20 protein-coding genes are annotated in these 23,740 nt (G+C 65.0%); 4 read left to right on the top strand and 16 right to left on the bottom strand.

Annotated elements, in window-relative coordinates:
• Positions 1–157: 157 nt before the first annotated feature.
• On the bottom strand, positions 158–589 hold the full coding sequence (locus FAZ11_RS05985; RefSeq protein WP_058774124.1) for a DUF4174 domain-containing protein: 432 nt from the start codon (positions 587–589) through the stop codon (positions 158–160).
• Positions 590–950: 361 nt separating this feature from the next.
• Between FAZ11_RS05985 and leuA the strand changes: the two genes are divergently transcribed.
• From leuA to FAZ11_RS06000, 3 genes are all read left to right on the top strand, one after another.
• Positions 951–2,621, top strand: a complete 1,671-nt coding sequence (gene leuA / locus FAZ11_RS05990) for a 2-isopropylmalate synthase (RefSeq protein ID WP_058774123.1) — start codon at positions 951–953, stop codon at positions 2,619–2,621.
• A gap of 146 nt (positions 2,622–2,767) precedes the next feature.
• Positions 2,768–6,079, top strand: a complete 3,312-nt coding sequence (locus FAZ11_RS05995) for an EAL domain-containing protein (RefSeq protein ID WP_058774122.1) — start codon at positions 2,768–2,770, stop codon at positions 6,077–6,079.
• Between the two features lie 54 nt (positions 6,080–6,133).
• On the top strand, positions 6,134–7,084 hold the full coding sequence (locus FAZ11_RS06000; protein ID WP_058774121.1) for an aldo/keto reductase: 951 nt from the start codon (positions 6,134–6,136) through the stop codon (positions 7,082–7,084).
• 803 nt (positions 7,085–7,887) lie between these two features.
• Here FAZ11_RS06000 and FAZ11_RS06005 read toward each other — a convergent pair.
• Complete coding sequence (locus FAZ11_RS06005; RefSeq protein ID WP_058760006.1) at positions 7,888–8,349, bottom strand: Lrp/AsnC family transcriptional regulator; 462 nt, start codon at positions 8,347–8,349, stop codon at positions 7,888–7,890.
• Between the two features lie 133 nt (positions 8,350–8,482).
• Here FAZ11_RS06005 and FAZ11_RS06010 point away from each other — a divergent pair, with 133 nt between their 5' ends.
• Positions 8,483–9,631, top strand: a complete 1,149-nt coding sequence (locus FAZ11_RS06010; RefSeq protein ID WP_058774182.1) for an aminotransferase class V-fold PLP-dependent enzyme — start codon at positions 8,483–8,485, stop codon at positions 9,629–9,631.
• On the opposite strand, the gene FAZ11_RS06015 is transcribed toward FAZ11_RS06010, so the two are convergent.
• From FAZ11_RS06015 to hscA, 14 genes are all read right to left on the bottom strand, one after another.
• Positions 9,632–10,423, bottom strand: coding sequence for an amidohydrolase (locus FAZ11_RS06015; RefSeq protein WP_058774181.1), 792 nt, complete (start codon positions 10,421–10,423; stop codon positions 9,632–9,634). It lies immediately after the preceding gene.
• Positions 10,411–11,559: a pyridoxal phosphate-dependent aminotransferase gene (locus tag FAZ11_RS06020; protein WP_058774180.1), complete on the bottom strand. Its 1,149-nt coding sequence runs from the start codon at positions 11,557–11,559 to the stop codon at positions 10,411–10,413. The genes FAZ11_RS06015 and FAZ11_RS06020 overlap by 13 nt, the downstream gene beginning before the upstream one ends.
• 369 nt (positions 11,560–11,928) lie before the next feature.
• On the bottom strand, positions 11,929–13,419 hold the full coding sequence (gene der / locus FAZ11_RS06025; RefSeq protein WP_058774179.1) for a ribosome biogenesis GTPase Der: 1,491 nt from the start codon (positions 13,417–13,419) through the stop codon (positions 11,929–11,931).
• 77 nt (positions 13,420–13,496) lie between these two features.
• Positions 13,497–14,639 carry an outer membrane protein assembly factor BamB gene (gene bamB, locus FAZ11_RS06030; RefSeq protein WP_058774178.1) on the bottom strand — a complete coding sequence of 381 codons (1,143 nt, stop codon included), beginning with the start codon at positions 14,637–14,639 and terminating at the stop codon, positions 13,497–13,499.
• Positions 14,639–15,280, bottom strand: a complete 642-nt coding sequence (locus FAZ11_RS06035; protein WP_058760000.1) for a tetratricopeptide repeat protein — start codon at positions 15,278–15,280, stop codon at positions 14,639–14,641. The genes bamB and FAZ11_RS06035 overlap by 1 nt, the downstream gene beginning before the upstream one ends.
• Positions 15,281–15,291: 11 nt before the next feature.
• The gene (gene hisS / locus FAZ11_RS06040) at positions 15,292–16,599 is read right to left on the bottom strand and encodes a histidine--tRNA ligase (RefSeq protein ID WP_058766703.1); all 1,308 of its coding nucleotides are present in this window, start codon (positions 16,597–16,599) and stop codon (positions 15,292–15,294) included.
• 24 nt (positions 16,600–16,623) lie between these two features.
• Entirely contained in the window at positions 16,624–17,736 is a 1,113-nt protein-coding gene (gene ispG / locus FAZ11_RS06045; RefSeq protein WP_058759998.1) for a flavodoxin-dependent (E)-4-hydroxy-3-methylbut-2-enyl-diphosphate synthase, read from the bottom strand.
• A gap of 27 nt (positions 17,737–17,763) precedes the next feature.
• Positions 17,764–18,756: a RodZ domain-containing protein gene (locus FAZ11_RS06050; protein WP_058766702.1), complete on the bottom strand. Its 993-nt coding sequence runs from the start codon at positions 18,754–18,756 to the stop codon at positions 17,764–17,766.
• Positions 18,753–19,523 (bottom strand): type IV pilus biogenesis/stability protein PilW, encoded by a 771-nt coding sequence (pilW, locus tag FAZ11_RS06055; protein ID WP_058759996.1) that lies wholly within the window; start codon positions 19,521–19,523, stop codon positions 18,753–18,755. Before pilW ends, FAZ11_RS06050 begins: the two co-directional genes overlap by 4 nt.
• A 10-nt stretch (positions 19,524–19,533) precedes the next feature.
• Entirely contained in the window at positions 19,534–20,673 is a 1,140-nt protein-coding gene (gene rlmN / locus FAZ11_RS06060) for a dual-specificity RNA methyltransferase RlmN (RefSeq protein ID WP_058759995.1), read from the bottom strand.
• A 93-nt stretch (positions 20,674–20,766) separates the two neighbouring features.
• The gene (gene ndk / locus FAZ11_RS06065) at positions 20,767–21,198 is read right to left on the bottom strand and encodes a nucleoside-diphosphate kinase (RefSeq protein ID WP_058759994.1); all 432 of its coding nucleotides are present in this window, start codon (positions 21,196–21,198) and stop codon (positions 20,767–20,769) included.
• Between the two features lie 91 nt (positions 21,199–21,289).
• Positions 21,290–21,490, bottom strand: a complete 201-nt coding sequence (gene iscX, locus FAZ11_RS06070; RefSeq protein ID WP_058759993.1) for a Fe-S cluster assembly protein IscX — start codon at positions 21,488–21,490, stop codon at positions 21,290–21,292.
• Between the two features lie 11 nt (positions 21,491–21,501).
• Positions 21,502–21,840, bottom strand: coding sequence for an ISC system 2Fe-2S type ferredoxin (gene fdx, locus FAZ11_RS06075; protein WP_007162423.1), 339 nt, complete (start codon positions 21,838–21,840; stop codon positions 21,502–21,504).
• A 7-nt stretch (positions 21,841–21,847) separates the two neighbouring features.
• Positions 21,848–23,707, bottom strand: a complete 1,860-nt coding sequence (gene hscA, locus FAZ11_RS06080) for a Fe-S protein assembly chaperone HscA (protein ID WP_058766701.1) — start codon at positions 23,705–23,707, stop codon at positions 21,848–21,850.
• Positions 23,708–23,740: the final 33 nt, after the last annotated feature.

The following is a 23,740-nucleotide window of genomic DNA, read 5'->3' on the forward strand; positions in this document are numbered from 1 at the left end:
TCCACTGGTGATCCTGCACCGACCCGCGCGGACAAGGCTACGCCGTTGTCCGCCCTACGAAGCTCGATCCAACCTACGCACCGAACCCCCCGACTATCCGGCTACCTCGACCGGCCCCCTCTCCCCCTGGGAGAAGGCTGGGGTGAGGGCAAAGCCGCTACCGCCGCATCGGCATCCTGTCGATGGTGCCGAACAGCGCCTTGAGCGACCACCCCTGCTCTTCGCGCACCTTGACCCCACCGTCCTTGCCCACCAGATAGAGCGTGGTCGGCTGCCCGGCGCGGGCGTCGAGCGCCTTGAGCAGCGCGCGGGTCTGCTCCGGCCGCAGTGGCTCGTCGTTGCGGCTGCCGGCATCGCCCACCACGGTATAGAGCACCATTTCCCGCTCGACGAAGGCTTCGCGATTGGCCGGCTGCGCCAGTTCGGCGCGCAGCTGCGTCACCTGGGGATCGTTCGCCGTGGGCGCGACCAGGATCAAGGGACGGGTCTTCCAGCGCTCGGCGTCGAGGGGGTTGTCAGCGGCCTGGGCCGTGGCTACCAGACAGGCGAGCAAGGTGGTCGCCACCCCGACCAGGGACAGGATCTTCATGGCTGCTTTCCTCCAGGACACTTGAGTCCCACTCTCTAGCCTTGACCTCAGACAAGGGATACGGATCGCCCCGGCGACTTCCCGTTACAGAAAGAAGATCGCCCGACCTTTTCAGGAATCACCAAAATCCTCCGCGAACACGCAATAAATCACCAATAAAGAATGCCAAGCGTCCAAGTCTGCCAATTTTAAAAAGAACATTGCGAGCCCTACCCTGGGCGACTAACGTAGCGCCATGCACAACGCCCAGACCCTCATCCTCCTCCGGCAGCACCGCTGCCTGCGATTGGTCAGTCCACGACTGCGACGCTCGACCGCGTTCGCCTCGTAAGTCCCGACCACGCCCAAGGAAAGAATTGCCATGACCATGCTCAAAGATCCCTCGAATAAATACCGTCCCTTCACCCCCGTCGCCCTGCCCGACCGCACCTGGCCGGACAAGATCATCGACAAGGCGCCGATCTGGCTGTCCACCGATCTGCGCGACGGCAACCAGTCGCTGATCGAGCCGATGGACGCGGAGAAGAAGATGGCCTTCTTCAAGTGCCTGGTCGCCGTGGGCCTGAAAGAGATCGAAGTGGGCTTCCCCTCCGCCTCCCAGACCGACTTCGACTTCGTCCGCGAGTTGATCGAAGGCGGTCATATCCCTGACGACGTCACCATCCAGGTGCTGACCCAGGCCCGCGACGACCTCATCGAGCGCACCTTCGAATCGCTCAAGGGTGCCAAGCGCGCCATCGTTCACTACTACAACGCCTGCGCGCCGAGCTTCCGCCGCATCGTCTTCAACCAGGACAAGGCTGGCGTGAAAGCCATCGCCGTGGCCGCCGGCCAGACCATCGTGCGCCTGGCCGCCGAGCGCCCGGAGACCCAGTGGGGCTTCGAGTATTCCCCCGAGGTGTTCAGCTCCACCGAGACCGACTTCGCCGTCGAGGTGTGCAACGCGGTGATCGAGGTGTTCGCGCCGACCCCGGCCAACAAGTTGATCCTCAACCTGCCAGCCACCATCGAGTGCGCCACGCCGAACAACTACGCCGACCAGATCGAGTGGTTCGGCCGCCACATCGACCGCCGCGACAGCGTGCTGATCAGCGTCCACACCCATAACGACCGCGGCACCGGCGTGGCTGCCTCGGAACTGGCGGTGATGGCCGGCGCTGATCGCGTCGAAGGCTGCCTGTTCGGCAACGGCGAGCGCACCGGCAACGTCTGCCTGGTGACCCTGGCCCTCAACCTCTACACCCAGGGCGTCGACCCCGAGCTGGACTTCTCCGACATCGATGCCGTGCGCAAGACCGTCGAGGAATGCAACCAGTTGCCGGTGCATCCGCGTCATCCCTATGTCGGCGACCTGGTCCACACCGCCTTCTCCGGCTCCCACCAGGACGCCATCCGCAAGGGCTTCGCTCAGCAAAAGCCGGACGCCCTCTGGGAGGTGCCCTACCTGCCCATCGACCCAGCCGACATCGGTCGCGACTACGAGGCGGTCATCCGCGTCAACAGCCAGTCGGGCAAGGGTGGTATCACCTTCCTGCTGGAGCAGGAGTACGGCATCAGCCTGCCGCGCCGCATGCAGATCGAATTCAGCCAGGTGGTGCAGCGCGAGACCGACCGCCTGGGCCTGGAGATGACCGCCGCCCAGATCCACGGGCTGCTCGAACAGGAATACCTGCAGGCCAAGAGCCCCTACGCCCTGGTCAGCCACAAGCTGCGCGAGGAAGACGGCACCTCCACCGTCGACATCCAGGTGGCCGTCGAAGGCCGTACTGAGCACTGGCACGGTACCGGTAAGGGGCCGCTGGAAGCCCTGGTGGCCAGCCTGCCCGAGGCGGTGGAAATCATGGACTACCATGAGCACTCCATCGGCGCCGGCACCAACGCCAAGGCCGCCTCCTACATCGAGATCCGCCTGGAAGGCCAGCGTCCGCTGCACGGCATCGGCATCGATGAGAACATCACTACCGCCAGCTTCCGCGCGCTGCTCAGCGCCCTGAACCGCGCGGTCACCCAGGCGCAGGCCAAGGCCGCCTGATACTGACATTCGTCAAACGAAAGGGAATGCCCGTCGGCGTTCCCTTTTTTTATGGTCGAGCAGCGCCGATACTTCCAGCTTCTTCGGGACCGTCTCGTTTGCCCGGCACAGGTGTCCGCCGGCCGAGCAGCTTGTCTGGATAGGCAATGACTTCCACTCTGTCGAGAAACGCTACGCCGCTACGCGACGCCATCGGTCTGTTCCTCTTATTCCTGCTCAGTTCGGTACTGTGCATCCTTCTTACCCGGCAGGCTTCCAGTTCCATCGCCACGCTCTGGCTACCCAATGGGCTGGCAATCGCCTGGATGCTACGGTCGTCCAAGACCCGTTGGCCTTCGCACCTCCTGGTCATCTGGCTAGCCGGCATCCTGGCGGAGTTGCCATTTAGCGGTGACTGGCACATCGGGGCGCTCTACTCCCTGCCCAACCTGGCGGAAATCCTCTTCGGCGCTTGGCTGTTGCACGGACGAATCGTACATCCCGAGCGCAACGTGGCAGCCATGGGACGACTGCTGCTCTACGGCGTGCTGACCACGCCCCTGGCCGGTGCCGCCCTCGGCACCCTGATAGCCGCGTACCAGAACAGCCCCGACCTTCTGCTAGTGGTTCTGCACTGGTACCTGGGAGATGCCCTCGGCCTGCTGATCGTGATGCCACTGGCCTTCGTGCGCCTCCCCCTGCAATGGGAACAGTTCAGTCGCAAGGGCGCCCAGGAATTTCTCTTCCTGGCCCTGATCAATCCCTTGCTGGTACTCGCGCTACTGATCTACGTGCACTATCCCTTCGTCTACGTCTCCACCCTGCTGTTGCTGATGACCCTGCGGCTGACCGCCCTGGGCACAGCGGTGGTGGGCGGCCTGAACGTGCTGATCTTCGCCTACCTGGTGGCCCACGGCGATCTGCTTACCGCCCAGGGCGATTCCCTACTAAAAGGTGCCCTGACCTACATTCCCGTCGCCCTGATGCAGATACCACCGTTGCTACTGGCCGCCGCGGTGCAGCAGAGTCGTCACCACACCCAGCGGCTGGCGCGCAACGAAGCACGTTTTCGCCATACCTTGAGTGCCGCGCCCTATGGCATGGCGTTGGTGACGATCCAGGGTCGCCTGAGCCAGGTGAATCCGGCGCTGGAGGCCATGCTCGGCTATCCACGGCATGCCTTGGACGGCCGCTTACTCAAGGAGTTGATTGCCGATCCCGAAGAGCAGTTGACGCTGCAGGAAGGCGAGCAGACCCGGCGACTGCTGCACTACGGAGGGCAGGCGCTGTGGATCCAACTCGCCCTGTCGCCGGATCACGACGACCAGGACCTGCTCACCGGTTATCTGCTGCAGGCACGCGACATCGACGCCCAGCGACGTGCCGAGGAAACCAACGCACGCCTGCGCGAACGGCTACAACTGGCCGTCCGCGCCAGTAACCTGGGCATCTGGGAATGGGACACCCGTACGCCGGGTTTCCAAGCCGACGCCCGGCTGCGCGACCTCTACGGCATAGATCCCCGCAACCAGAGCCGGGACATGGATTTCTGGCTCACCTTCATCCATCCCGACGACAAGGCGCGCTCGCTGGAGGTCTTCGACAAGGTCGCCAGCGAATCGATGTTCTATACCTTCAATTTCCGCATCACTCGCGGTGGTCCGGGTGGCGAAGTGCGCCACATCCGCTCCGAGCTGATCTCGGAGGTCGAAGCCGACGGCAACGTCCGCCTCGTCGGCAGCAATCGCGACGTCACCGAGCATCACCAGCTGACCACGGCGCTGTACGAGGAAAAGGAGCGGCTGCAGGTCACCCTCGCCTCCATCGCCGACGCCGTACTGACCACCGATGTCGAGGGTCGCATCCTCTTCCTCAACCCGGTCGCCGAGCAGTTGACCGGCTGGACGCTGGCGGACGCCCAGGGCCGGCCCCACGAAGAAGTCTTCCGCATCCACGATAGCCAGAGCGACGCCAAGCTACCCAGTCCGGTGACCCGCTGCCTGCAGGAGCAGACCATCACCTCGCTGGACGAAGGGGCGGTGCTGCTCAGTCGCCAGGGCGAACGTCACGAAGTCCAGGATTCCGCCGCCCCGGTGCGCACGGTCGATGGCCGCATCATCGGTGCGGTGCTGGTGTTCCAGAACGTCACCCACGCCCGCAATCTGCAGCGCGAGCTGAGCTACAACGCCTCCCACGATGCCCTGACTGGGCTCTACAACCGCCTCAAGTTCGAACAGGAGCTCGAGGATGCCTGGCAGCAGGTCCAGGCCGGCACCACGCAACATGCACTGTGCTTCATCGACCTGGATCGCTTCAAGGTGGTCAACGACTCCGCCGGCCACGCCGCGGGCGATCTACTGCTGCGCGAACTGGGCACCCTGCTGCGCGATTCGCTGCGCGGCTCCGACGCCGTGGCGCGGATCGGCGGCGACGAATTCGCCCTGCTACTGCGCGACTGCGACCTGGTGCAGGCCGAGGCCGTGGCCGAAAAACTCATCGCCAGCATCGGTGCGGTGCGCTTCAACTGGCAAGACCGGGTCTATGACGTCGGTGCCAGTGCCGGGATCGTCGCCATCACCGCCGAGACCCTCAGCCCGGCCGAATTGATGAGCCAGGCCGACGTCGCCTGCTACACCGCCAAGCACGCCGGGCGCAATCGCGCGGCCCTTTATCGGGCGGGCAGCGAGGACGTCGAGCGCCAGCATCGGGAGATCCTCATGGCCAGCGGCCTGCGCGAGGCTCTGGAGCAGCATCGTTTCGAACTGCACGCCCAGCCCATCGTCGCCACCCGCGACAGCGGCAGCGATGAGCAGCACGTCGAACTGCTGCTGCGGCTGCGCGATGTCCAGGGCCAGTTGATCTCGCCGGCGACCTTCATCCCGGCCGCCGAACGCTTCGGCCTGATGAGCAGCATCGACCGTTGGGTGGTACGCCAGGTACTGGTCGAGCTGGTGCCCTGGCTGCAAGAAAGACCCCAGTTGCGGGTGGGTATCAATCTTTCGGGCAACAGCCTGAGCGATCCGGAATTCCTGCCCGAATTGCTGGAACTGATCGCCGCCTCGCCGCTGGACCCGCAGCGCCTGCTCTTCGAACTGACCGAGACCGCAGTGATCAACAAGCTGTCGGTGGCTTCCCAGCTCATCAGCCAGGTCCGCGAACGTGGCTGCCGCATCGCCCTGGACGACTTCGGCGCCGGCCTCAGCTCCTTCACCTACCTGAAGAACTTCCGCGTCGACTACGTGAAGATCGACGGCAGCTTCGTCCGCAACCTCGATCAGGACCCGCTGGATCGCGCCATCGTCGAGTCCATCAACCAGGTCGCCCACCACCTGGGCGCCGAGACCATCGCCGAATTCGTCGAATCCCGCGCCACCTTCGAGCTACTCGGCAGCATTGGCGTGGACTACGCCCAGGGCTACGCCCTTGGCAAGCCGATCCCGCTGAAGGACTGGCAGGGGATGCCACACCGCGAACCTTGAGCCCTGGCCGCCGGTCGTAACCTGGATATCTCCACCTATCTGGATGAGGATCCCATGCAAAAACGTCCCCTTGGCCATTCCGAGCTACAGATCCCGCCGCTCTGCTTCGGTGGCAACGTCTTCGGCTGGACCCTCGACGAAGCCCAGTCCTTTCGCATGCTGGACGCCCTGCTCGACGCCGGACTCGACTTCATCGACACCGCCGACGTCTATTCACGCTGGGCACCCGGCAACCAGGGCGGCGAATCCGAAATCCTGCTCGGCAAGTGGTTCGCCAAGAGCGGCAAGCGTGACCGGGTGATCCTGGCCACCAAACTGGGCATGGACATGGGCGAAGGCCGCAAGGGCCTCAAGGCCAGCTATGTGCAGCAGGCGGTGGAAGCCTCGCTCAAGCGCCTGCAGACCGACCGTATCGATCTCTACCAGGCGCACTGCGACGACGAGCACACCCCACTGGAAGAAACCCTGGGCGCCTTCGCCAAGTTGGTCGAACAGGGCAAGGTGCGGGTGATCGGTGCCTCCAACTACGGCGGCCAGCGCCTGCGCGAAGCGGCCCAGGTCGCCGAACGCCTGGGCGTGCCGACGTACCAGAGCCTGCAACCGCACTACAACCTGCATGCCCGCAAGGACTACGAGACCGATCTGGAACCGGTGGTCCAGGAACTCGGCCTGGGCGTGATCAGCTATTTCTCCCTGGCCAGCGGCTTCCTCACCGGCAAGTACCGCACCAAGGACGACCTCAAGGGTTCACGCGCGGAAATGGCCAAGCGCTACATGGACGAACGCGGCATGGCCATCCTGGCCGGCCTCGACGAGATCGCCGAAAAGCACGACGCCACCCCGGGCCAGGTCGCCCTGGCCTGGCTGATCGCCCGACCCAGCATCACCGCACCCATCGTCAGCGCCACCTCCCAAGCCCAACTCGACGACCTGGTCGCCGCTACCCGGCTGCAACTACCGGCCGACGACATCACCCTGCTGGATCAGGTCAGCGCCTATCACTGAGGCATCGCGGTCCGCCGATGCGGCCGCGATCAGGCCTGAGCTTATGGAAACGCCCCTGTGCTCGGCCCCCCCTCTCCCTTCGGGAGAGGGCCGGGGTGAGGGCACGCCTCACAGCGGATTCCCAAGTGGAAAAGGCTGCGCCGTTTTCCACGCTACGTCAGGCATGGCCCTTGGTAGCTGATAAAACCGAGCGCTCGCTCGGACAGCTCCCTCTCCCTCCGGGAGAGGGTTGGGGTGAGGGCACGCCTCACAGCGGATTCCCAAGTGGAAAAGGCTGCGCCGTTTTCCACGCTACGTCAGGCATGGCCCTCGGTAGCTGATAAAACCGAGCGCTCGCTCGGACAGCTCCCTCTCCCTCCGGGAGAGGGTTGGGGTGAGGGCACGCCTCACAGCGGATTCCCAAGTGGAACAGGCTGCGCCGTTTTCCACGCTACGTCAGGCATGGCCCTTGGTAGCTGATAAAACCGAGCGCTCGCTCGGACAGCTCCCTCTCCCTTCGGGAGAGGGCCGGGGTGAGGGCACGCCTCACAGCGGATTCCCAAGTGGAAAAGGCTGCGCCGTTTTCCACGCTACGTCAGGCATGGCCCTCAGTAGCTGATAAAGCCGAGCGCTCGCTCAGACAGCTCCCTCTCCCTCCGGGAGAGGGTTGGGGTGAGGGCACGCCTCACAGCGGATTCCCAAGTGGAAAAGGCTGCGTCGTTTTCCACGCTACGTCAGGCATGGCCCTTGGTAGCTGATAAAACCGAGCGCTCGCTCGGACAGCTCCCTCTCCCTCCGGGAGAGGGTTGGGGTGAGGGTGCTCCTCACCGCACATAATCCAACGGCAAGGCCGTGCTGTACTTGATCTGCTCCATGGCGAAGCTGGAGCTGACGTCCAACAGCCCCGGCACCTGGATCAGTCGCTTGTACACGCCGTCATAGGCGGCGATGTCCGGGACGACGATGCGCATCAGGTAGTCGGTGTTGCCGGCCATGCGATAGAGCTCCACCACTTCCGGGATGGCCGCTACCGCCGCATGGAAGCGCTGCAACCAGTCCAGTGCATGCTGGTTGGTGCGCACCGAGACGAACACCGTCACCCCGACATTGAGCTGGCGAGGATCGAGCAGCGCGACCCGCGCGCGGATGACCCCCTGCTCTTCCAGCTTCTGGATACGCCGCCAACAGGCGGTGGTGCCCAGGCCGATACGCTCGGCAATATCGGCCACCGGTTGGGTGCTGTCCTGCTGCAAGAGGTCGAGAATGGCGCGGTCGAAACGGTCCACGGGAAAATTTTCTCTTTAATTGCCTATTGGCAGAATCATATTCGAATTCAATCGCAGCCTAGCGAGTAAAAAGCAAATTCCTTCACCGGCGACGGCGTTAACCTGATGCCATCCAAACGCCTGAGGCCCCGCCATGGACGCTCTTCCGCTGTATTTCGATTACGCCGCCACCACTCCGGTCGATGACGCCGTCATCGAAGCCATGCTCGGCTGCCTGGGGCGCCAGAGCGTGTTCGGTAATCCCGCCTCGCGCGGCCATGCTTTCGGCAACGATGCCCAGCGCGCCGTGGATAAGGCCCGCCAAGAGGTCGCCAAGCTGGTCGGCGCCCAGCCTGGGCAACTGATCTGGACCTCGGGCGCCACCGAATCCAACAACCTCGCCCTGCTCGGCGTGGCCCGCCGTCGCGGCAAAGGCCATCTCATCACCAGTTGCCTGGAGCACCGCGCGATTCTGGATACCGCCGCGCAGCTGGAGGCCGAGGGCTTCGCCGTCACCTACCTGACGCCGAACGAGCAGGGTCTCATCACCGCGGACGCCGTGGCGCAGGCCTGGCGCGACGACACCTTCCTGGTCTCGCTGATGCGGGTGAACAACGAGCTGGGCACCCTGACCGACATCGCCGAAATTGGTACCCTGGTCCGCGCCCGCGGCGCGCTGTTCCACGTGGACGCCGCCCAGGCCACCGGCAAGGTCGCCATCGATCTCGCCCGGCTGGACGTCGACCTCATGTCCTTTTCCGCGCACAAGACCTATGGGCCCAAGGGCATCGGCGCGCTCTATGTCGGCCCGCACGCGGAAGGAGCGCTCCAGGCGCAGATCCATGGCGGCGGCCATGAGCGCGGGCTGCGCTCGGGAACCCTCGCCACCCACCAGATCGTCGGCATGGGCACGGCCTTCGTCCTCGCCGGCCAGGCCATGGTGCGGGAAAACGCAAGACTCACGGCCCTGCGCGATCGCTTTCTGGCCGGCGTGCAAGGCCTGCCCGGTACGCGCCTGAACGGCTGCGCCCAGCAGCGAATTCCCCACACCCTGAACCTGACCTTCGCCACCGCGCTGGACACCGTCGCCCTGCAACGCCAGCTGGCCTTCTCCACCACCTCGGCCTGCAGCTCGGCCAAGGCGGCGCCCTCCCATGTCCTGTTGGGGCTGGGTCTGGACGCAGACCAGGCGGCGCGCAGCTACAGATTCAGCCTGGGACGCTACACCACCGAGCAGGACGTGGATCAGGCTATCGCCTTGATCCAGACCCATACCGCCCAACCGAAGCCCTTCTGGGCCTGATCAGCTCAGGCTGAAGGCATCGGCATCGCGCTGCGCCGGGAAGCGCTGGCGATAGGCGGCCAGTTCCGTGGCCGACAGGGTGACCCGGAAGATACCGGCCGCCGCGCCGGCCTCGACCAGGGGTTCGCCCTGGAAGTCCAGCACCTGGCTGTCGCCGGCGTAAGGATGGCCATTGCCGTCGCTGCCGATCCGATTCACGGCGGCGACGTAGCAGAGATTCTCGATGGCCCGCGCCGGCAGCAGGCGATTCCAATGGCCACGCCGGGGCGCTGGCCAGTTGGCCACATAGAGCAGCAGATCGGTGTCGTCCTGCGCCCGGCTCCACACCGGGAATCTCAGGTCGTAGCAGACCAGCGGACGGATGCGCCAGCCCTTGAGGGTGACCAGTCGCCGCTCCGTGCCGGGGGCGTAGTGCTGGTGCTCGCCGGCCATGCGAAACAGATGGCGCTTGTCGTAGTGCAGCAATTCGCCGTCCGGCGTCGCCCACAGCAGGCGATTGCGATACTGGCCGTGCTCGTCCTGCACGATCAGGCTGCCGCTCACCACGGCGCCGCTGCGCTGCGCCTGGGCGCGCATCCAGGCCGAGGTGGGGCCGTCGGTAGGTTCGGCGAGGGTTGCCGAATCCATGGAGAAGCCGGTGGTGAACATCTCCGGCAGGATGATCAGGTCGACCGCTCCCACCTCCGCCAACTGACGCTCGAAATGAGCGCGATTGGCCGCCGGGTCATGCCAGGCCAAGTCACTCTGCAACAAGGCCAGGTGCAGGTCCTGGGTGGGGCTCAGATCGCGCATAGCCGCTCCGCTGCCTGGCGCAGGGTCTCCTCGCGCTTGGCGAAGCAGAAGCGCACCAGGCGCAGCTCTGCAGGAGGCTGCTGATAGAACACCGACAGCGGGATGGCCGCGACGCCGTGCTCGCGGGTCAGCCATTCAGCCATGGCCACGTCGTCCAGATCCGGGCGGATGGCGGAGTAATCCACCACCTGGAAATAGGTACCGGCGGCGCGCTGGAAGGTGAAGCGCGAATTGCCCAGCAGATCGCAGAAGAGATCGCGCTTGGCCTGATAGAAGGCGGGCAACTCACTCAGATGCTCGGGATGGGCGGCCATGAAATCGGCCAGGGCGCACTGGATCGGCGTCACTCCGCAGAAGCTGACGTACTGGTGCACCTTGCGCAACTCGGCGGTGAGCGCCGGCGGCGCCACCACGTAGCCGGTCTTCCAACCGGTGACGTGATAGGTCTTGCCGAAGGAGCTGACCACGAAGGCGCGGGCATAGAGTTCGTCATGGGCGATGACGCTGGCATGGCGCTGGCCGTCGTAGACCAGGTGCTCATAGACCTCGTCACTGACCAGATAGAGATCACGCCCGCGGATCAAGGCGGCCAGGCGCTCCAGCTCGGCGGCACCGATCAGGGCACCACTGGGGTTGTGCGGGGTATTGAGCACGATGGCGCGGGTACGCGGGCTCAGCGCCGCTTCCAGTGCCGTCCAGTCGATGCCGAAACCCGGCAGCGCCAGGGGCACGTGCACACAGCGCCCACCGGCCAGCTGTACCGAAGGCTCGTAGCTGTCGTAGCAGGGGTCGAAGACGATCACCTCGTCACCCGGCCGCACCAGCGTCTGGATCGCGCAGAACAGGCCCTGGGTGGCGCCGGGTACGATGGTGACCTCGGTATCGGCGCTCACCTCCCGGCCATAGAAGGCCGCGACCTTGGCCGCCACCTGCTGGCGCAGCGCCGGCAGGCCGGTCATGGGCGCGTACTGGTTATGGCCGGCCGCCACATGCCGACCGACCGCCGCCAACAGCTCGGCGGGACCGTCGAAATCGGGAAAGCCCTGGGAGAGATTCAGCGCCCCGGTTTCGGCGGCGAGCTGGGACATGCGGGTGAAGATGGTGACGGCGAGGTCGGGAAGCTTGCTCTGGATCATCGCGCGGGCACAGGTCTGGCTGGAAGGAGATCGGCAGACTGCGATTTTTTGTGGCTAAGGGCAAGTCTTGCCGGGCCAACGCCTGGACGCAGCGGTCAATTCAGGCATCTCCTCTCCCCGTGGGAGGGGACCAGGGTTAGGGTAAGCGCGTGGTCTGCTCCTTGAGGAACCGGCGCAGGGATCACCCTCACCCCAACCCTCTCCCGGAGGGAGAGGGAGTGGTTCGGTGTACCGCTTCGGCCGCGAGGCAGGCAACCACCGTAGCGTGGAAAACGGCGCAGCCTTTTCCACTGGAGAGCATGCTGCAAAGAAAATTTTCCAAAAAAAGGGGCTCTTCTGAGCCCCTTCCCTGCACAACGCCCGACCGGCTTACCGGCGCTTGTCCTTGCGCTTCTTCTCGGCCTTCTTGTGGTGGCTCATCAACCGGCGCTTCTTGTTGACCTGGCGCTCGGTGAGGGTGTTCTTCTTGCCCTCGAAGGGGTTTTCGCCACCGCGGTATTCGATGCGGATCGGCGTCCCCACCAGCTTGAGCACCCGGCGATAGGTCTTTTCCAGGTAGCGGGTATAGGACTTGGGCACCGCTTCCGTTTGGTTGCCGTGGATGACGATCAGCGGCGGGTTGGCACCGCCCAGGTGGGCATAGCGCAGCTTGATGCGGCGGCCACTGATCATCGGCGGCTGGTGCTCCTGCACCGCGTCCTCGAGGATCTGGGTCAGGCGGCTGGTCGGCCAGCGGGTGGTGGCCGAGGCGAAGGACTGCTGCACCGACTTGTACAGGTGGCCCACGCCGGTGCCATGCAGCGCCGAGATGAAGTGGATGTCGGCGAAGTCGACGAACAGCAGGCGGCGTTCCAGCTCGGTCTTGACGTAGTCGCGCTCGCCGGACTCCATGCCGTCCCACTTGTTCAGGGCGATCACCAGGGCGCGACCGGTCTCCAGCACGAAACCGAGCAGGTTGAGGTCGTGCTCGACCACCCCCTCGCGGGCGTCCATGACGAAGATCACCACGTTGGCGTCCTGGATCGCCTGCAGCGTCTTGACCACCGAGAATTTCTCGACCGCCTCGAAGATCTTGCCGCGGCGGCGCACCCCGGCCGTATCGATCAGGGTGTAGCGTTCTTCGTTGCGCTCGAAGGGGATGTAGATGCTGTCGCGCGTGGTGCCGGCCTGGTCATAGACGATGACCCGCTCCTCGCCGAGCATGCGGTTGACCAGGGTCGACTTGCCGACATTGGGCCGGCCGATGACGGCGATCTTGATGCCGGTGGTCTCGTCGATGCCCTGCACCCGGCGGAAGACGTCACCGCCCTCCTCCGCAGCAGCCCGGACCTCGTCCTCGGTGAGCTCTTCCTCGACCGGTGCCTCGTCCTTGGGAAAGACACCCAGGGCGGCTTCCAGCAGGTTGTTCACGCCACGACCGTGGGCCGCGGCGATGGGATAGGCGTCGCCGATGGCCAGCGGGCTGAACTCCGCCCGGGCGATGTCCGGATCGACGGTATCGACCTTGTTGGCCACCAGGAAGGTGCGCTTGTTTCGCTTGCGCAGGTGCTCGGCGATCATCTGGTCGGCCACGGTCAGGCCGTCGCGCGAGTCCACCAGGAACAGCACGGCATCGGATTCTTCGATGGCCTGCAGCGACTGCTCGGCCATCTTCAGGTCGATGCCTTCCTCGTCACCGGAGATACCGCCGGTATCCACCACGATATAGGTCCGTCCCTGCCACTTGGCCTCGCCGTACTTACGATCGCGGGTCAGGCCGGCGAAGTCGGCGACGATGGCGTCGCGCGTCTTGGTCAGACGGTTGAAAAGCGTGGATTTGCCGACGTTCGGCCGCCCCACCAGGGCAATTACGGGAACCATGCGGCTCTCCCAGAGCAGAAAACACGATGGCCGCTACCGAGCTTCACGGTAGCGGCCATCGGTTGAGGATAAAAGTTCTAGCGCAGGCGATAGGCGGCGAGTGTACCGCCATTGCCGTAAACGTAGAGCATGTCGCCGACGACCAGCGGTCTTACCCGGATACCGTCGCCATCGACCTTGGTCCGACCGACGAAACGGCCATCGACCTGACTCAGCAGGTGGATGTAGCCGGCGTAGTCGCCCACCACCACGTTGCTCGACCAGACCACCGGACCGGAGAGCTGGCGGCGGGCCAGATCGGCGTTGCTCCACAGCGTGGAGGTGGAGGATTCCTCGACCGCCTCGACGGTACCGTTGTCCAGGCTCAGGTAGACGTTGCCGAAGCCTTCGGTCACGCCGTCGTAGCTGGACGCATCGCGCTGCCAGAGGATCTGGCCGTTGGCCGGATTGAGTGCCGCCACCCGACCGTTGTAGCTGACCACATAGAGGGTATCGCCCGACAGCGACAGACCACCGTCGACGTCGACGATGCGCTCCAGCTCGGAGCGGCCCTTGGGCACGGCGATCTGTTGCTCCCACAGCGGCAGGCCGCGCTGCACGTCCACGGCGACGACCTTGCCATTGGCGAAACCGGCCATGGCCACCTGGTCGGTGACCAGCGGAGCACCGGTGCCGCGCAGGCTCAACACGGGCAGGCTGTCTTCGTAGACCCAGCGACGCGAACCGCTGCCCGCTTCGAAGGCATACAGCTTGGCATCCTGGGACTGCACCACCACCACGTCGTTATGAACGACCGGCGCCGACAGCACCTCGCTGGACACCTGGGCGCGCCACTTCTCGCTACCGTCGCTGGCATCCAGGGCGATCACCTGCCCACGCAGGGTACCGACCACCACCAGCCCTGCGCCGACCCCGACACCACCGGAAACCGGCAGGTCCAGGTCCTTCTTCCAGAGTACCGCGCCGGTCTCGCGATTCATCGCCATGACCCGGCCATCGGCATCGGCGGCGAAGATCGTCTGACCCTCTACCGCCGGTACCAGGCGGTTGTATTCCTTGCCCTGGCCGTCGCCGATGGAGCGACTCCAGACTTCATCCAGCCGGACTTCCGCCTTGATGTCCTTCAGCTCGGCCGGGGGCAGCTCTTTCTTGCCGGTGCTGCTGCAACCGACGACCGCAAGGGCGAGGCCCAGTACCGCGATAGGCTTCCAGCGCAACATCAGGCGTCTCCTTTGGCGAGATCATCGAGTTTCATCTGCAGCACGCCTTCGGCTGCATCGTTGGGCAGCGCGGCACGCGCCTTCTCATAGGCCAGCCGCGCCTCGGCCGGCTTCTTCAGCGCGACCAGCAGGTCACCACGCAATTCCTCACGATTGGCGACATAGGCCTTGGGCGCCTGGCCGTCGAGTAGCTTCAAGCCCTCTTCGACCTTGCCCTGGGCCGCCAGCACCCGGGCCAGACGCTCACGCGCCAGCTCGCCGAGCTCTTCGTCATAAGGCTTGGCCAGCACCGTCTTCAATTCGTTGGCCGCATCGTCCAGGCGATTGCTGTCCGCCGCCACCTTGGCGACGAAGAGGCTACCGTACTGCGCATAGGCGGTACCGGAATAATCCTGCTTGAGCTTGCCGAAGGTGTCGGTGACGCGGGCCGTGTCCACCTTGCCGCCGGGGGCGAGAGCCGCTTCCACCAGTTGCTGATAGAGCACCGAGGCGCCTTGCGCCTGGTTGTTCTGGTAACGCTGCCAGCCCTGCCAGCCGAGTACCGCTACCAGGGCGATGACACCACCGGCTACCAGCGGCTTGCCATTACGCTGCCACCAGGCCTTGGCGACCACCAGATTGTCGTCGTCGATGGAACTCAAATCCGTTCTCCTCAATTCCCGCGACCGGCAGCGGCCGGGGGCAAAATCTCGTCCAGACGTGCGGCCAGCGCCGCGAAATCGACCTTTTCCTGGGGCGCATCGCCACGCAGCGGCTTGAGCGCCACCTGTTGCGCGGCCAGTTCGTCCTCGCCCAGGATCATGGCCCAGAGCGCACCGCTCTTGTCGGCCTTCTTGAACTGGCTCTTGAAGCTGCCGCCGCCGGCATTGACCAGCAGGCGCAGGTCGGGGCGCGCGTCACGCAGCTTTTCCGCCAGGCTCAGGCCGGCCAGCTCGGCCGCCTCGCCAAAGGCGCAGAGGTAGAGATCGGCCGGGCGCATGAGATCGCTCGGCAGGCGCTCCAGGGTTTCCAGCAGCAATACCAGGCGCTCGACGCCCATGGCGAAACCGACACCAGGGGTGGGCTTGCCGCCGAATTGGGTGATCAGGCCGTCGTAGCGGCCACCGGCGCACACGGTGCCCTGGGCGCCAAGCTTGTCGGTGACCCACTCGAACACGGTGCGGCCATAGTAATCCAGGCCACGCACCAGCTTGGGATTGATCTCGTAGCGGATCCCGGCGGCATCCAGGCGCGCCTTGAGGCCGTCGAAATGGGCCCGGGACTCGTCGTCCAGATAGTCGGCCAGGGTCGGAGCCCCGACCAGCAGCGCCTGGGTCTGGGCGTTCTTGCTGTCGAGGATGCGCAGCGGATTGGTGGTCAGGCGGCGCTGGCTGTCTTCGTCGAGCTGCGTGAAGCGCTCCTGCAGATAGGCCACCAGGGCCTCGCGATAACGCCCGCGATCGGCACTGGAGCCCAGGCTGTTGAGCTGCAGGGTGACGGCGTCGGTCAGGCCCAGACGCTGCCAGAGGCGTGCGGTGAGCACGATCAGCTCGGCATCGATGTCCGGCCCGGGCAGGTTGAACACCTCCACGCCGATCTGATGGAACTGCCGATAACGACCCTTCTGCGGCTTCTCGTAGCGGAACATCGGGCCGGCGTACCAGAGCTTCTGCACCTGGCCACCGCCGGTCATGCCGTGTTCGAGTACGGCCCGCACGCAACCCGCGGTGCCTTCGGGTCTCAGGGTCAGGGATTCCTCGTTACGGTCGAGGAAGGTGTACATCTCCTTGTCCACCACGTCGGTGCCCTCGCCGATACCACGGGCGAAGAGTTCGGTGAACTCCATGATGGGCAGGCGGATCTCGTGGTAGCCATAGCCGTCGAGCAACGTCGCGAAGGTACGTTCCAGGTAGCGCCAGGCCGGAGTCTGCTCCGGCAGGATATCGTTCATGCCACGGATGGCTTGCAGGGACTTGCTCACGAAAGGGCCTTATTCCTTGATCTTTCAGCTGCGCGCGATGAGCGCGGCATCCGCTTCGGCCTTTTCGGCCGCCTTGCGGCGAATGAGCCCTTCAAGCTCGTCCACCAGATTGTCGTTGTTCAGCTTGGAGGCCGGCTTGCCGTCGATGTACACCAGGTTGTTCGGCGTACCCCCGGTCAGGCCCACGTGGGCTTCCTTGGCTTCGCCGGGACCATTGACCACGCAGCCGATCACCGCGACGTCCAGGGGGACCAGCAGGTCTTCCAGGCGCCCTTCCAGCTCGTTCATGGTCTTGACCACATCGAAGTTCTGCCGCGAACAGCTCGGGCAGGCGATGAAGTTGATGCCACGGGATCTCAGGCGCAGGGACTTGAGGATATCGAAACCGACCTTGATCTCCTCGACCGGATCGGCCGCCAGCGAGATACGGATGGTATCGCCGATGCCCTCGGCCAACAGCATGCCCAGACCGACCGCGGACTTCACCGTACCCGAGCGCAGACCGCCGGCTTCGGTGATACCCAGGTGCAGCGGCTGCTCGATACGGGTCGCCAGCTGGCGGTAGGCCGCCACGGCCATGAAGACGTCGCTGGCCTTCACGCTGACCTTGAAGTCCGGATAGTCCAGCTTCTCCAGGTGATCGACGTGGCGCATGGCCGATTCCACCAGGGCTTCCGGGGTGGGCTCGCCGTACTTCTTCTGCAAGTCCTTTTCCAGGGAGCCGGCGTTGACGCCGATGCGGATCGGGATGCCACGCTCGCGGGCGGCGTCGACCACCGCCTTCACGCGGTCTTCACGCCCGATGTTGCCGGGGTTGATGCGCAGGCAATCCACGCCCAGTTCGGCGACGCGCAGGGCGATCTTGTAGTCGAAGTGGATGTCGGCCACCAGCGGCAGGCTGACCCGCTGCTTGATGCGACCGAAGGCCTCGGCGGCATCCATGTCGGGCACGGAGACGCGCACGATGTCGGCACCGGCGTCCTGCAGACGCTGGATCTGCGCCACGGTGGCATCGACATCGCAGGTTTCGGTATTGGTCATGCTCTGCACGGCGATGGGGGCATCGCCGCCGACCGGCACCGAGCCAACCCAGATCTTGCGGGATAGCCGACGTTTGATGGGCGATTCGCTATGCATGCTGGTTTCCCATGGGGTCGCCGGACGTCATTGTCCGGCCTGACCGAGTTTGATACGGGCGGTTTCGCCCTTGGTGAACGGCGCGAGATCGACGATCTGGCCGTTGTAGGTGATCTGCGCCCCGCGGGCGTAGCCGAGCCGGATATTGACCGGCGCCTTGATCGAGGCGTAGTCGAGGCTCTCGCCGCCCTTCTTCAGGCCGCTGAACAGGATCTTGCCGGTACCGTCGCTGACCTGCACCCAGCAGTTGGCGGAGAAACGGATAGCCAGGCTGTCGGCACCGGTAGCGGCTGGCGCCGCCGGCGCGCTCGGCGTAATGGTAGGTGCCGCCGTAGTGGCGGTAGCAGGTGCGGCAGTGCTCGGCGTACCCGGGACGGATGCGGCGGCGGGCGGCGCTGGCGTAGCGGCCGGCGCGGGCATGTTGGCCACGGTGTTGGCGTCGGGCACGGGCGTTCCCACCGGTGACGGCAGGCTGGCCGCCGGGCTCTGGGCCCCGGCTGGAGGCTGCTGCTCTTCGGGTTCGTCGATGGGGTGGATTTCGGTCTTGCCGTCGGCCCCCTCCACCTCGACGTGCTCCATGCTCACGGCGCTGCCGACGGAGGCCTGGCGGCTGCGCTCCTGCCACCAGAACAGGCCCATGGCGATGATCAGTACCACCAGGATGAAACTGACGAATCTCAGGATGTTGCGCGACAGCCGTACCGGCTCGTCGAGCCGCCCCAGGCTGTGCACGGTACTGCCCTTGGCATCGGTACCGGTGTAGCTATCGAAGGCGCGCACCAGCTCCACCTGGTCCAGGCCGAGCAGCTTGCCATAGGCCTTGATGTAACCCCGGGTGAAGGTATGCCCCGGCATCTGCTGATAGTTGCCCGCTTCGAGCTGATCGATGATGCGCGCGCTGAGATTGAGACTCTGGGCAACCTGGGCCTGGCTCCAGCCAAGCTCAAGACGCTTCTGCCGCAAGATCTCACCGGGATTGCCCCGTCCGGCGTGTACCGCTTCGGATTGCACTGCGGTCATTTCTGCTCCGACTGAAGTTGACGATATTCAGGTGAGTTCGGGTACAGGCGCTTCAGCTGCAAGGCATAGCTCGCCGCGGTGTTGCGATCATTGAACACCTCGGCGAGACGGATCCCGAGCAACAGGCTCCGGGCATCCTGGGGACTGAGCTGGCTGAAGGCCTGGTAATAGCTACGAGACGGCACGTAATCGCGCGACTGGTAGGCCAGTTGAGCCAATTCGAACAATGCCCTGGGCTGGTTACGATCCAGCCGCAGGGATTTTTCCAGATTTTCCTTGCCCAAGTCGACCTGATTGAGTCGCAGGGCGGTCAGGCCAAGATTCTCGAACACCCGGGCGCGCTCGGGATAGAGGGTATCTTCGGCGGCCTGGGTGAAGCGTTCGTAGGCATCCTTGTAGCGCCCCTGCTCATAGAGGAAGCTGCCGTAATTGTTGAGGATACGGGCATCCTTGGGGCGCTCGCGCAGGGCCAGGCGATATTCCTGGTCCGCCAGCTGCGCCTCCCCTTGAGCCTGGAACACCAGCGCCAGGGCGGCATGGGCATCGGCGCTGGAGGAATCCAGCTCCAGGGCCTTTTTCAGCGGCACCTTGGCCTGTTCGGTATTGCCCTGCTGGACATAGCCGAGGCCGAGCTGGATGTAGGCATCACGCGCCTGCATCCGTCCCTCGCGGGTATCCATGGGGTTGCGATCACCCTCGGTCACGCAGCCGGCCAGGCCGCTGACCACCAGGGCGAGCGCGACAGCCGCAAAGCGCGTGATCGCCATGGTCGCGCCCTCAGCCCTGGAGCGGCGTTACGGTTTCGGCACCGTCGAGCTGGCGAACGGCGATGTAACGCTGGCTGCGGCGAGTGCGGTCCATGACCTGGCCGACCAACTGGCCGCAGGCAGCGTCGATGTCGTCGCCACGGGTGGTACGCACGGTGACGTTGAAACCGGCCTGCTGCAGCAGCTCCTGGAAGCGGCGCGTGGCGTTCTTGCTCGGCCGCTCGTAGCCGGAGTGCGGGAAGGGATTGAAGGGAATCAGGTTGATCTTGCAGGGCACGTTGCGCAGCAACTCGATCATCTGATGGGCATGCTCGGGCAGGTCGTTGACGTCCTTGAGCAGGGTGTACTCGATGGTCAGGACGCGCTTCTCGCCCAGTTGCCCGATGTATCTCTGGCAGGCGTCGAGCAGCATGGCCAGCGGATACTTGCGGTTGATCGGCACCAGCTCGTTGCGCAGCTCGTCGTTGGGCGCGTGCAGCGACAACGCCAGGGAGACGTCGACGTGCTTGGCCAGCTCTTCGATCATCGGCACCACGCCCGAGGTGGACAGGGTGACCTTGCGCTTGGAAATGCCATAGCCCAGGTCGTCCATCATGATGCGCATGGCGGAGACGACGTTGTCGAAGTTCAGCAGCGGCTCGCCCATGCCCATCATCACCACGTTGGTGATGGCGCGGTCGATCTTGGCCGGCACGGTGCCAAAGGACTTGTTGGCGATCCACACCTGGCCGATCACCTCGGCGGCGGTGAGGTTGCTGTTGAAGCCCTGCTTGCCGGTGGAGCAGAAGCTGCAATCCAGGGCGCAACCGGCCTGGGACGACACGCACAGGGTGCCGCGGCCGTTCTGCGGGATGTAGACGGTCTCGACGCAGCTGCCGGAGGCGACGCGGATCACCCACTTGCGGGTGCCGTCACGGGAGATGTCTTCGCTGACGATCTCGGGTCCGCGGATTTCCGCGGTGGCCTTGAGCTTTTCCTTGAGCGCCTTGCCCAGGTTGCTCATGGCGTCGAAATCGTCGATGCCGAAGTGATGGATCCACTTCATGACCTGGCCGGCGCGAAAGCGCTTCTCCCCGATGGACTCGAAGAACGACTCGAGTTGCGGCTGGGTCAGGCCCAGCAGATTGACCTTATCGGTGGCTGTGGTCATGGGATCACCTCGACGAAATCTGTTTGAAGCCCGCGCAGGGCGCGGGCGATGCCAGGAAGGCGGGCTGGCCGCTTCCCTGGCCGGCGCTCATCCTTAGCGGATGCGCTCGCAGACTTCGGTAGCTGCGAAGAAGTAGGAGATCTCGCGAGCGGCGGACGCTTCGGAGTCCGAGCCATGGACGGCGTTTTCGTCGATGGACACGGCGAAATCGGCGCGGATGGTACCGGCGTCGGCTTTCTTGGGATCGGTGGCGCCCATCAGCTCACGGTTCTTGGCGATGGCGTTCTCGCCTTCCAGCACCTGGACGACGACCGGACCGGAGGTCATGAAGGAGACCAGGTCCTTGAAGAAGGGGCGCTCTTTGTGTTCGGCGTAGAAGCCACCGGCTTCGCGCTCGGACAGCTGGACCATCTTGGCAGCGACGACGCGCAGGCCAGCTTTCTCGAAGCGGGTGACGATCTCACCGACGACATTCTTGGATACGGCATCGGGCTTGATGATCGACAGGGTACGTTGAACGGACATGTGAACTCCAAAGGTGGGTATAGAGCAAAAACGAAACCCGCGGATTATACGCGGGTCCCGGTGAAAAGCGTAGCGCGGTACGGGCGAGGCGTCAGGCGGACTCTTCGATCCAGGCAGCCTGGATGGCCTCGAGCACCTTCTCGCCACCACGCTGGGGATCGTCGTCGAAGTCGGGTAGCTCGACGACCCAGTTGCGCAGCTTGACGAAGTTCACGTAGCGCGGATCCACGTCGGGATGGGCATCGTTGAGTTCGATGGCGATATCCAGCACATCGGTCCATTTCAGTGCCATGACAGCTGTCCTCAGTGACCTTCGGAAACCTGGTTGATGGTATAGCGCGGAATTTCCACCACCAGGTCTTCGCTGCCGACGACCGCCTGGCAGGACAGGCGCGAACGCATTTCCAGGCCCCAGGCCTTGTCCAGCATGTCGTCCTCGAGCTCGTCGGAAGGTTCGAGGGAATCGAAGCCTTCCTGGATGACTACGTGGCAGGTGGTGCAGGCACAGGACATCTCGCAGGCGTGCTCGATGTCGATGCCGTTGCGCAGGGCGGCGGCGATGATGGTTTCGCCTTCGCTGGCTTCGAAGACCGCGCCCTCGGGGCAGTGCTCGGCGTGGGGCAGCAGGGTGATCTGCGGCATGATGGAACTACTCCTCGATATCGTTGAGACGGCGACCCGCCAGGGCCGCCTTGACCGAGGCGTTCATCCGCCGGGCGGCGAAGGCATCGGTCACCTGAGAAAGACGCTTGGTCTGCTCTTCGAGCGCCTGGACGTCGGTGGCTTCCAGCAGCTCGGCCAAGCGACCGATTTCCAGCTCGATCACCTGGCGCTCGTCGGCGTCCAGCAGGCGGTCGCCATCGGCGGCGACGGCAGCGGTGACCGCTTCGATCAACCGGCGGGCCTCGACCTGCTGCTCGCGCAGGGCGCGGGCCTGCATGTCGTCGCCGGCGTGGCGGAAAGAATCCTGCAGCATGTTGGCGATCTCGCCGTCGGTCAGGCCATAGGAGGGCTTGACCTGGACACTGGCTTCCACGCCGCTGGACAGCTCGCGGGCGCTGACGCCGAGCAGGCCGTCGGCATCGACCTGGAAGGTGACGCGGATCTTGGCCGCCCCGGCGACCATGGGCGGAAAACCGCGCAGCTCGAAGCGGGCCAGGGAGCGAGCGTCCTTGACCAGTTCGCGCTCGCCCTGCAGCACGTGCACCAGCATGGCGGTCTGGCCGTCGCGATAGGTGGTGAAGTCCTGGGCGCGGGCCACCGGAATGGTGGTGTTGCGCGGGATGATCTTCTCCATCAACCCGCCCATGGTCTCGAGACCCAGGGACAGCGGGATGACGTCCAGCAGCAGCAACTCTTCGCCACCGCGATTGCCGGCCAAGGAGTCGGCCTGCAGGGCGGCGCCGATGGCGACCACGCGATCCGGGTCGATGTCGGTGAGCGGCGTGCAGTCGAATAATTCGCCCACGGCTTCGCGGACATAGGGGACGCGGGTGGAACCGCCGACCATGACCACGGCGGCGATGTCCGCCGGCTCCACCTCGGCGTCGCGCAGGGCGCGGCGGCAGGCCTTGAGGCTGCGCGCGACCAGCGGGGCGATGAGTTCCTGGAAGGCGCTGCGTTCGAGCATGCCCGACCAGTCGCCATGGCTGACCTCGACGCGCTCGGCGGCAGAGAGGGCCTCCTTGGCGGCACAGGCACTTTGCAGCAGACGCCGCTGAGTGCCAGGATCCAGGTCACTGGACAACCCGGCCTGCTGGACGATCCAGCCGGCGATGGCATGGTCGAAGTCGTCACCGCCCAAGGCGCTGTCGCCCCCGGTGGCCATGACTTCGAAGACGCCACGGGTCAGGCGCAGGATGGAAATGTCGAAGGTACCGCCGCCCAGGTCGTAGATGGCGACCACGCCCTCCTCGCCCCGGTCCAGGCCGTAGGCCACGGCCGCGGCGGTGGGCTCGTTGAGCAGGCGCAGCACGTTCAGCCCGGCGAAGCGCGCGGCATCCTTGGTGGCCTGGCGCTGGGCATCGTCGAAATAGGCCGGCACGGTGATGACGGCGCCGACCAGTTCACCGCCGAGGGTCGCCTCGGCGCGCTCGCGCAAGACGCGCAGGATGTCGGCAGACACCTCTACCGGGCTCTTGCGCCCGGCAGCGGTATCGATGAAAGGCATTTCCGACTCACCGGCGACGAAGCGATAGGGCAACTGCTCGCCCAGCTGCTTGACGTCGGCGATGCCACGCCCCATGAGGCGCTTGACGGAGAGGATGGTATTGAAGGGATCCTGGGCGGCGGCGGCCTTGGCGTTCGCACCCACTTCCACGCCGTCGGCGGCATAGCGCACGGCGGAAGGCAGGATCACCTCGCCCTGCAGGTCCGGCAGGGTCTCGGCCACGCCACTGCGCACGGCGGCCACGAGGGAATTGGTGGTGCCCAGGTCAATACCTACCGCCAGCTTGCGCTGATGCGGCTTAGGCGCCATCCCGGGTTCGGCTATCTGCAATAGAGCCATTGGCTAGTCGGCTTATGGTTGTCGGTGCCTGAG

Source organism: Pseudomonas rhizoryzae, assembly GCF_005250615.1.
GTDB classification, from domain to species: Bacteria; Pseudomonadota; Gammaproteobacteria; order Pseudomonadales; family Pseudomonadaceae; genus Chryseomonas; species Chryseomonas rhizoryzae.

Coding starts and splice junctions, on each gene's coding strand:
- ispG (WP_058759998.1), bottom strand. CDS start 17,736: ATGCATAGCGAATCGCCCATCAAACGTCGGCTATCCCGCAAGATCTGG.
- FAZ11_RS06010 (WP_058774182.1), top strand. CDS start 8,483: ATGGACGCTCTTCCGCTGTATTTCGATTACGCCGCCACCACTCCGGTC.
- FAZ11_RS06015 (WP_058774181.1), bottom strand. CDS start 10,423: ATGCGCGATCTGAGCCCCACCCAGGACCTGCACCTGGCCTTGTTGCAG.
- hscA (WP_058766701.1), bottom strand. CDS start 23,707: ATGGCTCTATTGCAGATAGCCGAACCCGGGATGGCGCCTAAGCCGCAT.
- leuA (WP_058774123.1), top strand. CDS start 951: ATGACCATGCTCAAAGATCCCTCGAATAAATACCGTCCCTTCACCCCC.
- FAZ11_RS05995 (WP_058774122.1), top strand. CDS start 2,768: ATGACTTCCACTCTGTCGAGAAACGCTACGCCGCTACGCGACGCCATC.
- rlmN (WP_058759995.1), bottom strand. CDS start 20,673: ATGACCACAGCCACCGATAAGGTCAATCTGCTGGGCCTGACCCAGCCG.
- iscX (WP_058759993.1), bottom strand. CDS start 21,490: ATGGCACTGAAATGGACCGATGTGCTGGATATCGCCATCGAACTCAAC.
- FAZ11_RS06020 (WP_058774180.1), bottom strand. CDS start 11,559: ATGATCCAGAGCAAGCTTCCCGACCTCGCCGTCACCATCTTCACCCGC.
- fdx (WP_007162423.1), bottom strand. CDS start 21,840: ATGCCGCAGATCACCCTGCTGCCCCACGCCGAGCACTGCCCCGAGGGC.
- bamB (WP_058774178.1), bottom strand. CDS start 14,639: ATGTTGCGCTGGAAGCCTATCGCGGTACTGGGCCTCGCCCTTGCGGTC.
- FAZ11_RS06000 (WP_058774121.1), top strand. CDS start 6,134: ATGCAAAAACGTCCCCTTGGCCATTCCGAGCTACAGATCCCGCCGCTC.
- der (WP_058774179.1), bottom strand. CDS start 13,419: ATGGTTCCCGTAATTGCCCTGGTGGGGCGGCCGAACGTCGGCAAATCC.
- FAZ11_RS05985 (WP_058774124.1), bottom strand. CDS start 589: ATGAAGATCCTGTCCCTGGTCGGGGTGGCGACCACCTTGCTCGCCTGT.
- ndk (WP_058759994.1), bottom strand. CDS start 21,198: ATGTCCGTTCAACGTACCCTGTCGATCATCAAGCCCGATGCCGTATCC.
- FAZ11_RS06050 (WP_058766702.1), bottom strand. CDS start 18,756: ATGACCGCAGTGCAATCCGAAGCGGTACACGCCGGACGGGGCAATCCC.
- pilW (WP_058759996.1), bottom strand. CDS start 19,523: ATGGCGATCACGCGCTTTGCGGCTGTCGCGCTCGCCCTGGTGGTCAGC.